This window comes from Arthrobacter sp. B1I2 (genome assembly GCF_030816485.1).
Classification (GTDB): domain Bacteria; phylum Actinomycetota; class Actinomycetes; order Actinomycetales; family Micrococcaceae; genus Arthrobacter.
Genome location: NZ_JAUSYC010000001.1, coordinates 3,891,540 through 3,903,115, shown reverse-complemented (window position 1 = coordinate 3,903,115; position 11,576 = coordinate 3,891,540). Strand labels below are relative to the sequence as shown.

The window sequence follows — 11,576 nt, the reverse complement described above, 5'->3', positions numbered from 1 at the left end:
CGGCAACACAATCTGGGGGAAAACACGCTGTGACAACTCTGCTGGGGAAGCTTGGGCTGAAAAGGCGACATAAGAAGGCCGCTGCGGGTACTGCGTTTGGTGCTGTGGTGGCTGTTGTGGTGACGGGTGCGGTGTTGTATCCGGGGTTTAAGACCACTGAGGTGGAGTTGAACGACGGTGGCGTGTGGGTGGTGTCGAAGTCGAAGAATGCTGTGGGGCGGTTGAATTATCCGTCGCGGGTGTTGGATGGTGCGGTGACGCCGGCGTCGACGACGTTTGATGTGTTGCAGCATGCCGGTGAGGTGTTTGTTGATGATGAGACTGGTTCGACGTTGAACCAGGTGTCGCCGGCGAATATGCGTTTGGGTGGGGATAAGCAGTTGCCGGGGGCTGCTGATGTGAGTTTTGGTGCGCGGACGATTTCGGTGACGGATGCTGGGTCGGGGAAGGTGTGGGCGGTGTCTCCGTCCACGGTGAATGGTTTTGATAAGGAAGCGTCGGAGCCGGTGATGGTGGGCTCTGAGGGAATTGTCTCGGCGGTGGGTTCTGATGACCGGATTTATTCGGTGGATCCGAAGTCCGGGGTGGTGACGGTGACGGGTGTGGATGCGGACGGGGCGGTGGTGTCTTCGGAGTCCAGCACGTGGGATGGGCTTAAGGGTGCGGGGGATTTGCAGGTCACGGTGGTGGGGGATAAGCCGGTGGTTCTGGATGCTGCGGCCGGGAGCCTGTTTCTGCCGGGTGGTAAGCGGTTGGCGTTGGAGAACGCGCGGGATGCGAAGTTGCAGCAGGCGGGGCCGGGCAGTGATGTGGTGGCTGTTGCGACGCGGAGGGCGTTGTTGAAGCAGCCTCTTGATGGTGGCACGGCGAAGACGGTGACCTTTGACGGTGAGGGTGTTCCGGCGGCTCCGGTGCAGTTGGGCGGGTGTGTGCATGCGGCGTGGTCGGGTGCGAACAAGTACGTCCGGGACTGCGTTAATGACGGGGACGATAAGAACGTGGACGTGCCCAAGGCGAGTGCGTCGCCGTCGTATGTTTTCCGGGTGAACCGGGACCTGGTGGTCCTGAACGATGTGAATTCGGGGAATGTGTGGCTGGTGAACCAGAACATGCAGCTGGTCAACAACTGGGACGACGTCATCCCGCCCAAGAACGAATCCGATGACCAGGACCAGGAATCGGCGGACAACAACACCATCAACGTCCTGCCGGACCGCACTAAACCCAACCGGCCGCCGGAAACCAAGCCCGACGCCGTCGGCGTGCGCCCCGGCCGGACCACCATCCTCAGCGTCCTGGACAACGACTCCGACCCCGACGGCGACGTCCTTACGGCCGCAGTGGGGGACGCAGGACCCAAGTCCGGCACGCTGGAAAACATCTACGGCGGCACCGCATTCCAGATCACCGTCCCCGCGGATGCCAAGCCCGGCACGGAGACCTTCAACTACAGTGCCTCGGACGGGCGCGGCCTGTCCGCCACCGGCCAGGTCACCCTCAGCGTGGTGGGACCGGACGAGAACAAGCCGCCGAAGTTCAAGCGCGGCGAAGACACCACCATGCTGGTGGAACAGGGCAAAACCGTCAGCCAGAACATCCTCACCGACTGGATCGACCCCGACGGCGACGACCTTGTGCTCCTCGACGCCAAGGCCGACAACGACCAGGACCAGGTTAAGGTGCGGCGCGACGGCCTGCTCACCTTCCAGGATTCCGGCGCAACCGCCGGCAAGAAGAACGTCCAGGTCACCATCTGGGACGGCCGCGCCACGGTCACCGGCAAGGTAGTGGTCAACGTCCAGCCGCCCGGCGCCCTGGCGCCCGTGGTCAATGCCGACCACGTCACCGCCGTCGTGGGCCAGGACCTGGTCATCTCCCCGTTGAAGAACGACGTCGACCCCAACGGCGGTGCCCTCCGGCTGGCCCAGGTGGAGGCCAACGGTCCCGCCGAGCTGGGCCCCGTCACCGACGGCGGCACCGTCACCTTCCGCAGCAGCACGCCCGGCCCGGTCTACCTCACCTACATTGCCAGCAACGGCCCGCAAAGCAGCCAGGGGTTGATCCGCGTCGACGTTGAATCCGGCAACGACGGCGGCGAGCCCGTGGCCGTCCACGACGTGGCGCTCATGCCCACCGGGGGCAGCGTGCTGCTGGACCCCCTGGCCAACGACTCCGACCCCTCCGGCGGGGTCCTGGTGCTGCAGTCGGTCAAGCTCCCGGACAACGCTCCGGTGTCTGTCAGCGTGATCAACCACGGTGTCCTGAGGATCACCGACATCCTTGGAACCAAGGACCCCATCCTGTTCGAATACACCATGTCCAACGGCAAAAAGTCGGCCACCGGCAGCGTGTCCGTGGTGCCTGTCCCGGCTCCAGCCGTAGTGGAGGCGCCGCAGCCCAAACCGGATGAGGTGAATGTCCGCGTCAACGACGTCGTCACCATCCCGGTCCTGGACAACGACACCCACCCGCAGGGACTGGAACTGACCGTTGACCCCGTATTGCCCCAGCCGGTGGATCCGGCCGATGGCAAAAGCTTCGTCTCCGAGAACACCCTCCGCTTCATTGCGGGCAGCCAGCCCAAGACCGTGCGCGCCATCTACAACGCGGTGGATCCGCAGGGCCAGAAGAGCGCTGCCGCGGTGACCATCCACATCCTCCCGCTGGAAGGTGCCGAGAACTCCCGGCCCCAGCCGCGGAACCTCACCGCCCGCGTGGTGGCAGCCGGCACCGTCCGGATCCCGGTTCCCCTCGACGGCATCGATCCCGACGGCGACTCCGTGCAGTTGACCGGCATCGACAGCACCCCTGCCATGGGAACCGCCACAGTGGGAAGCAACTTCATCGACTTCACCGCTGCGGGGGACGGCGCCGGTACCGATACCTTCCGCTACAAGGTGGTGGACCGCCAGGGCGCCGTCAACACGGGAACCGTGACCGTGGGCGTCGCGCCGCGCGGCGAGATGAACCAGAAGCCCACCCCGGTGGATGACGAGGTCCGGGTGCGCCCGGGCCGGCAGATCGCCGTGGACGCGACTGCCAACGACACGGATCCCGACGGCGACCGCATCCGCATCCTGACCGACGGCATCGAGGCCGATCCGGCCCTCCAGGCCACCGTCAGCAGGAACAGCGGCCGCATTATCATGTTGGCGCCGAACGAGGCAGGAACCGTCAACGTCCGCTACACCATCGCCGATGACCGGGACGCCACCGCACAGGCCACCATCCGCCTGGTGGTTGACAATGAGGTACCCCTGAAGGCGCCGATTGCGCGCGATGACAGGGTGACCTCGGCGCAGGCCATGGGCAAGACGGCCGTGGACGTTCCTGTCCTCAAGAATGACGAGGACCCCGACGGCGTGGGCGAGAACCTGAAGATCGGCACCGAAGCCACCACGGCACGCCCCGGCGGCAACGGCAACGTGCTGGTGGACCTCACCGAACAGCCCCAACTCATCCCGTACGCCGTGGAAGACGTGGACGGCCAGCAGTCCACGGCCATCATCTGGGTGCCGGGCCTGGGCCAGCAGGTTCCCACCCTGGCAAAGGACGAAGTCCTCGAGGTGGTCGCCGGGAAGTCCGTCGACGTCGACCTGAAGGAATGGGTCAAGGTACGGGAAGGACGGTCGCCCCGCCTGACCCAGGCGGACCGCATCAAGCTCATCGGCGCCGATGGCGCCAACCCGGTAACGAACGACGGCACCGGTCTGAAGTACACGGCAGCTGCCGACTATGTGGGCCCCGGCTCGCTCACCTTCGAGGTGACCGACGGGACCGGGCCGGACGATCCTGCCGGCCTGAAGTCCACCTTGAGCATCCGTACCAAGGTCCTCCCGGATCCCAACAAGAACAACCCGCCGGAACTGCTTGGCGCGACCATGGATGTGCCGAAGGGTGACTCGGCCAGCACCGACCTTGGAAAGCTGACCTCGGATCCCGACCAGGACGACGTGGAGAAGATGAAGTATGAACTGGTGGGCGATTCTCCCGGCGGCTTCAATGCACGCATCGACGGCAAGACGCTGAAGGCTTCGGCGGCGGACTCCACCGCCACGGGAACCAGGGCTGCCGTGCAGGTCAAGGCGACGGACCCCCGGGGCCTCGAAGCCACGGCAACGTACCAGCTTGCGGTGACGGCCTCCAACCGGCCCAAGCCCGTGGCCAACGACGACGCGGAAGCCAACGCCGCCGCCGGCAAACCGGTCACCATCAACGTCCTGGCCAACGATGCCAACCCGTTCCCCGAAACAGCGCTGAAGATCATCGCCGCCAATACCGAAACAGGCAGCGGCAATGTGGGCGTCAATGGGGACTCGGTCACCGTCACTCCCGCTCCCGGCTTCACTGGGACCCTGGTGGTCGCCTACACGGTGGAGGACAAGACAGGTGACCCGTCCCGCCACGCAACTGCGCGTGTCCGGCTCACCGTCAAGGACAAGCCTGCGGCACCCACCACACCGCAGGCGCAAAGCGTGGGCAATCAAACCGCGCTGCTGAACTGGTCCGCGCCGGCGGACAGGGGTTCGGCCATCACCAAGTACACCGTGTACGGGGAGGGCGGGTTCCGGCAGGACTGCCCCGCCAACACCTGCACCCTGAACGGCCTGACCAACAACACCACCTACCACTTCCAGGTGACGGCCACGAATGAGTTCGGCGAGTCCGACCGGTCGCCGGCCTCGGCCGATGTGCGCCCGGACGTGAAGCCGGATACGCCGCTGGCGCCGTCGCTGAAGTTCGGCGACAAGCAGCTGACGGTCAACTGGACCGCCCCGGCCAGCAAGGGCTCCCCGGTGAAGTCCTACGACCTGGAAATTTCACCGGCGCCTGCCGGGCAGAACGCCCAGATCCAGAACCTGACCTCCGTGAGCTATGTCTGGAAGGGCCTGCAGAACGGCGTCTCCTACAAGGTCCGGGTCCTGGCCCGAAACGACGCCAAGGACCCGTCCGAGTGGAGCCCTTATTCTGCGGCCGAAGTACCTGCTGGCGTTCCCGCGACTCCTGCTGCACCGAGCGTTGCCCAGGCAACGCCGGTTGGTTCCCAAAGCCAGCTGCGGGTGGTCTGGACGGCGCCGAACAACAATGGTGATCCCGTGTCCTCATACACGCTGACCACGCTCCGGGGCGGCGCTGCGGTGTCGAGCCAGCCGGTCTCCGGCACTTCGCAGAACGTCACTGTGGACAACTCGGAAGCCAACTACACCTTCACGGTGTCGGCCACGAACAAGGCCGGCACCAGTGGAACCAGTGCCCCGTCGGCTCCCATCCGGGCAGCGGGCAAGCCGGGCCAGGTCAACGGCGGGACGGTGAAGGAGACGGGAACCAGCGGCCAGCTTGAGGTTACGTTCACGCCGCTGAATGACGCGCAGCGTAACGGGTCCACCGCCACCGAGATTGCCTACTCCTACAACGCCGACGGCAGGACCGGGGCCATCAAGGCCGGGGGAGGAATCATCGGCGGCATGACCAACGGCAGGGACATCACCGTCACCATCGTTGCGACCTCCACCAAGAACAACATGTCCGGCGATGCCAAGGCCATCGGCACGGGAAACCCGTATGGGCCGGCCAATGCCCCCAACGTGAATGGTATTACGTCGGCCAAGGGCGACGGCCAGGTGCACTGGACCTGGAATAACCCCAGCACGAATGGTCGGCCGCTGAACCACTATGAGGTGAGCATGGACGGCGGTGGCTGGCAGAACGTGGGCAAGGCCACCAGCTTCGACGCCGGCGCCGGTGGATGGAACCAGAGCCACAGGTTGCGCGTCAAAGCCGTAACAATCGTGGACGGAGCGATTGGCGGACCAGCTACGTCAACCTCCGGTCCAGACAACACCCCGCCGCCGCCCACGGACTGGAACGTCACGGCCAGCCCGGTGCGCAGCTGCACCGAACCGCGAAAGGGTACGGACAGTTTCGTTGCAGGCAACCCGTCACAGTGCACGGGTGAGGGCATTTGGCTCGACGCCGGCGCCTACTCCCGGTCCGACCGCTACCAGGTCTGGTACAAGACCTCGAACAATCCCAGCGGTATCTGGTACCACCTGAGCGAAGGAATGGCCAAGGGCAACTGGCTCCGCTGCGATACCTCCAACGTCGGGTGCAACCCGCCTCCAGGGATGCCGAACAAGTAGGGCAGCACCACCAACTCAACGAAGGCCCGGACAGCCCGGGCCGGCACAGAATTTCGACCCATCAGAAGGAAGCCAACATCATGACCATGACCATCGAGCAGGCCGAGTGGTTTGCCGACACATTCGAAAAGCTGGTTGCCAACGTAGGGCAGGCGGTGCTGGGCAAGGAACACGTCATCCGGCTTACCTTCACCGCCATGATGGCCGAGGGCCACGTCCTGTTCGAGGATGCCCCGGGCACGGGAAAGACCTCCCTGGCCCGGGCCCTCGCCGCGACGGTGCAGGGCTCCAACAACCGCATCCAGTTCACGCCCGACCTGCTGCCGTCGGACGTCACCGGTGTGACCATCTACGACCAGAAAACGCAGAAGTTCGAGTTCCACAAGGGCCCCATCTTCAACAACATCGTCCTGGCCGATGAAATCAACCGCGCCTCGCCCAAGACACAGTCCGCGCTGCTGGAGGTCATGGAGGAATCCCGGGTCACCGTGGACGGAGTCACCTACTCCGCCGGCCGGCCCTTCATGGTCATGGCCACCCAGAACCCGATCGAGCAGGCCGGCACCTACCGCCTGCCCGAAGCCCAGCTGGACCGCTTCCTCATCAAGACCTCCATCGGCTACCCGGACCACGCCTCCACGGTCCGGCTCCTGGGCGGTAACAACCTCAGGGACCGTTCCAAGGAACTGTCGGCCGTCATCACCACCGAGGCGGTGGCGGACATGGCCGATCTCGCCGCCACCGCGCATGTGGACACCGCGGTGCTGGAATACATCTCCCGGCTGTGCGAGGAGACCCGCAGCGCTCCGGAAACCAGGCTGGGCGTCTCCGTCCGGGGTGCCCTGGCCATGGTCCGGGCAGCCAAGGTCTGGGCCGCCGCCCAGGGCAGAAACTTCGTCCTGCCGGATGACATCAAGGAACTGGCACCCGTGGTGTGGACCCACCGGTTCGTGATGGACCCGGAAGCCGAGTTCTCCGGCGCCACCCCCGAGGCCGTACTGACCAGGATCCTGGCCGACGTCGCCGCCCCGCAGCAGCGCACCAACGCCTGAACCGCGGCCGGGCCCCGCGCAGCACCAATCGCGCCGCACCACAGCACAGCACGGCACAACAGATTCCATTCCAGCGCAACAACGAAGGCACATCCATATGTCGGACGGCACGTCCAGCGGCACCCCGTTGACCCGGCTCGCGCAGCGACTCCAGCAACCGTTCCACCGGAGCGGCCGCCCCACCCGCCTGCACCCCGCAGCAGTCTGGTCCGAGGCCAGTACCACGGCCCTGCTCGCCGTGGCACCCGCCTGGCGGGCGGTCCGCGGCTACTGGCTGAAGTACGCCTGGCCGGTACTTTCCGTGGTCAGCATCCTGGGCTGGTCCGTCCTGGCCGCCGCGATCCTGCTCTGGACCACCGGCCAGGCCTTTGGCTGGCAGGAAGCAACGGCTGCGGCTATCGCGGCATTCACCATGTTCGTGATCGCGGTGGCGTTCATCCTGGGCCGGTCCTCGTACGGAGTGGTGCTGGACCTCGCCCGCACCCGGGTGGCGGTGGGGGACAGCGCCGTCGGCAGCATTGCCGTCTCCAATACGTCCGCACGGCCGCTGCTGCCGGCCGCCTTGGAACTGCCGGTGGGCAGCACCACGGCCGTCTTCCACCTGCCCCGGATGAAGCCCGGCCAGGTCCATGAGGACCTGTTCACCATTCCCACGGCGCGGCGCGCCGTCATCGTGGTGGGGCCGGTCCGCTCAGTGCGGGCCGACCCCCTGCACCTGCTCCGCCGCCAGGTCCTCTGGACCGAGCCGGAGGACCTCTTCGTCCACCCCCGGACCGTGGCCCTGGCCGGTTCCGCCGCCGGCTTCATCCGCGACCTCGAAGGCATGCCAACCACGGACCTCTCCAGCGCCGACGTCTCCTTCCACGCCCTGCGCGAATACGTGCCGGGCGACGACCGCAGGCACATCCACTGGAAGACCACAGCCCGGACCAACAAACTGATGGTGCGCCAGTTCGAAGAAACCCGCCGCGCCCACCTGGCTATCTCGCTGTCCATCAACACCGACGAATTCGCCTCCGAAAACGAGTTCGAGATGGCCATTTCGGTGGCTGCCTCCATCGGCAGGCAGGCAATCCGCGAACAGCGTGAACTGGATGTGCTCACACAAAAAGGCCCGCTCCGCTGCGAAACCGGCCGCAACATGCTCGATGACATGACCCGGATCGTCGGCACCCCGATGCGCCGCACCGCCGTCGACCTCGCCAGGACCCTGGCTGACACCGTGCCCAACGCCTCCGTGGTCTTCTTCGTGGTGGGCAGCAACGTGACCGCCACCCAGCTCCGCTCGGCTGCCGCCTCCGTCCCGCCCGGCGTGCGCAGCCTCGCGGTGCGGGTGGAAGCCGGTGCAGCGCCCACCAGGGCCAACATCGCAGACCTTACTGTCCTGACGCTCGGCGACCTGGCCGACCTTGCCATCGTGCTGAGAAAGGCCGCCGCATGAGTACCGCACCGGGCCGGTCCCCGCAAACCCGTACCCGCCGCAAAGCCGCCGCCCCGGATTCGGCGTTCTCCAACGGCCAGCCCCTGTGGCATTTCCTGCTCGACGCCGGAGCCCTGGTGGTCCTGCTGGGCCTGGGCCTGCTCGGTTTCGGCCTAAGCTTCGGCGGTGACCCGTACTACCTGCTGTCCGGGTTCGGCGGCATCATCCTGGGCCTTGCCATCGGCGCAGCCAATGCCCACCTGCGCCTGGGGCTGCTGATCACCACGGCCCTGGCCTTCGCCGCCTACCTGGTGTTCGGGACCTGGCTTGCCGTGCCGGACTCCGCCATCGCGGGGTTCGTCCCCACCCTGGACTCGCTGCGGATCCTGCTCCTGGGCGTCGTGTTTGCCTGGAAGGACATGCTCACGGTCGGCGTGCCGGTGGGAACTGCCGGCGGCGTGCTCATCGTCCCCTTCCTCAGCTCGCTGGTCACGGCACTCGTGGCCGCACTCCTGACCTGGCGGCTCCGCAGCCCATACCTGCCCCTCCTGCCGGTGCTGGTCCTGTTCGTCACCGGCATCGCCTTCAGCACCAACGCGGCGTTCCTGACCCTCGAACGTGGCGTCGGCTTGACCGTGCTCGGCATCGCGTGGGCAACCTTCCGCCGGGATGCCCTGCGGCGGAACAGCACCCGGAGGGTGGCCGTCAACAACCCGCAGACGGACAGCGCAACCACACGCCGGGCCAGGATCCGCCGGTTGGGAATGGCCGCCGGAGTGATCGCCGTCAGCGTGGGAATCACCGCCGTGGCCGCACCGCTGGTCAGTGCCGGCGAGGACCGCAAAGTCCTGCGGAACGTGGTGGTACCGCCGTTTGATCCCAAGGACTACATCACACCGCTGGCCAGTTTCCGGACCTACGTCAAGGACCAGAAGGACGACACCCTGTTCGTGGTCAAGGGGCTCCCGCGGGACGGGCGGGTGCGCCTCGGTGCCCTGGACGCCTTCAACGGCACCAACTACAACATGGACCCCAACAGCTCCGGGAACTTCAGCAAGGTGGGCGACGCCAAGTCCATCAACACGCTCGCCGACACCTCCGGGGTAGTGCCCACCAAGGACTACTCGATCGGCATCAATGTCGAGGACTACCAGGGCTTCTTCGTTCCCGGCGGCCGCAAGACCACCGGCATCAGCTTTGACCAGTCCGGCTCCGCCGCCGCCGCAGGCCTCTACTTCAACCCGGGAACGGACACCGCCGTCACCACCAACGGACTCTCCCGCGGCGACTCCTACACGGTGCAGGTCTCGGACCCGGTCAAACTCGAGCATGGCCAGTTGACGCAGTATGACTTCGCCAGGATCTCGCTTCCCGCACCTCTTGAAGTTCCGCCGGTAGTGGGTTCCCAGGCCAACGACCTGTCCGCCGATGCCCCCACCGCGATCGACCGGGTGCGCCAGATCGAGGCGCACTTCCAGAAGACGGGAGCCTTCAGTAACGGACTCGTGAGCGAGGGGCAGCTGCCCAGCGTTTCCGGCCACGGCTCCGCCCGGATCCGCAACCTGCTGACCGCCAAGCAGATGCTCGGTGACGACGAGCAGTACGCGGTGGCCATGTCCCTGATGCTCCGGCACCTGGGCATCCCATCCCGCGTGGTGATGGGTTTCTACCCTGAGCCCACCAGCCCGGAGAACGGCGCCGGCGAGGTGAAGATCACCGGAAAGGACGTCCACGCCTGGGTGGAGGTCGCATTTGAGCGGGTGGGCTGGGTCAGCTTTGATCCCACCCCGCCCAAGGACAACATCCCCATCCCGCCGGACCCCGAGAACAAGTCCAAGCCCAAGCCGCAGGTGCTGCAGCCGCCGCCCCCGCCGCAGGAGCCGGCAGACCTGCCGCCGGATTCCTCGCCGGACGCACTGGACGCGGACCAGAAGAAGAACAACCCGTGGCTGTTCTGGGGTGCCCTCCTGGGCGCGCTGGGCGTCGCCGCGATCCCGCTGGTGGTCCTGGGCCTGCCGCTGTTGCTGATTGCCCTGTTGAAGGCGCGACGGCGGAAGTCGCGTTTCCGCGACGGGCACCCGGCCCAGCGTGTGGGCGGAGGCTGGAACGAGGTGGTGAGCCTCGCGACCGACCTGGGTGCCGCCGTCGACACCCGCTCGACGCGGCGCGAAAGCGCTGCGGTCCTGGCCGACGCGTTCCCTGCAACCCAGGGGACTACCACCATGCTGGCGCGCCGGGCCGACGCCTCGATCTTCGGCGCCGGGGAGCCCACCGAGGACGAAGTCCGCGAGTACTGGACCATCGTTGATGGTTCGCTGAAGGAGATGACCTCCGGCATGGGGTTCTGGCGCCGGCAGCAGGCACGGTTCTCGCCCCGCTCGCTGCTCGCCGACGCCCGGACCGCCATGAACTCCGGCAACGGGCTGCGGCTGCGCGGCGGCCGCCTGGCGTTGCCGGCGGTACCCGCGTTCATTGCCGCGCGCCGCCGCCGTGCTGCCGGCACTGTTGACGCGCCGGTCCCGGGCACCGAACCGCAGGAACCCGCCGCGCCAGGCTCAAGCCGGCAAGGCTCGGCCGGGCAAGGCACAGATGGGCCAGGCTCAATCCAGCAAGGACCGGGCCGGCAGTGACCTCTGACGCCGAACGTTGCCCGCACTGCCAACAGCACATCCGCGCGGGTGCCACCTTTTGCACGGCCTGCGGCGCGCCGCTGTCCAACCGGGCGGCGCGCCGCCCCCGCACCCCGGACCTTCCCGTGGACCACGGCGGCAACGATCCCGGGCAAGCGCGCCCCGCGCACGCGCCCGGGATTCCCGGTACTATCCCGATAGTAGAAAGGCCCCCGGCAGGAGTGCCGGCGGGCACCGCACTTACGGGCAGCGCGCACGCCGGTCCTTTGCGCAGGGGTAGCCTGCACACGGGCACCGGGCCGGGCAGGACCGGCGGCTCCGCAAGGGTGGAGGC

At 66.9% G+C, this 11,576-nt stretch carries 4 protein-coding genes and 1 pseudogene; all 5 read left to right on the top strand.

Annotation, left to right across the window (positions count from 1 at the left end):
• The first annotated feature begins 29 nt into the window (after window positions 1-29).
• Window positions 30-6,140 (top strand): Ig-like domain-containing protein, encoded by a 6,111-nt coding sequence (locus QFZ57_RS18150; protein WP_306901182.1) that lies wholly within the window; start codon window positions 30-32, stop codon window positions 6,138-6,140.
• Window positions 6,141-6,220: 80 nt separating this feature from the next.
• Complete coding sequence (locus QFZ57_RS18145; protein ID WP_306901180.1) at window positions 6,221-7,192, top strand: AAA family ATPase; 972 nt, start codon at window positions 6,221-6,223, stop codon at window positions 7,190-7,192.
• Window positions 7,193-7,289: 97 nt separating this feature from the next.
• Complete coding sequence (locus QFZ57_RS18140) at window positions 7,290-8,633, top strand: DUF58 domain-containing protein (protein ID WP_306901179.1); 1,344 nt, start codon at window positions 7,290-7,292, stop codon at window positions 8,631-8,633.
• Entirely contained in the window at window positions 8,630-11,242 is a 2,613-nt protein-coding gene (locus tag QFZ57_RS18135; protein ID WP_306901178.1) for a transglutaminase-like domain-containing protein, read from the top strand. Before QFZ57_RS18140 ends, QFZ57_RS18135 begins: the two co-directional genes overlap by 4 nt.
• Window positions 11,239-11,319: pseudogene (locus QFZ57_RS21635) on the top strand (zinc-ribbon domain-containing protein); the annotation flags it as partial. The gene QFZ57_RS18135 and the pseudogene QFZ57_RS21635, both read left to right, overlap by 4 nt.
• Window positions 11,320-11,576 lie beyond the last annotated feature (257 nt).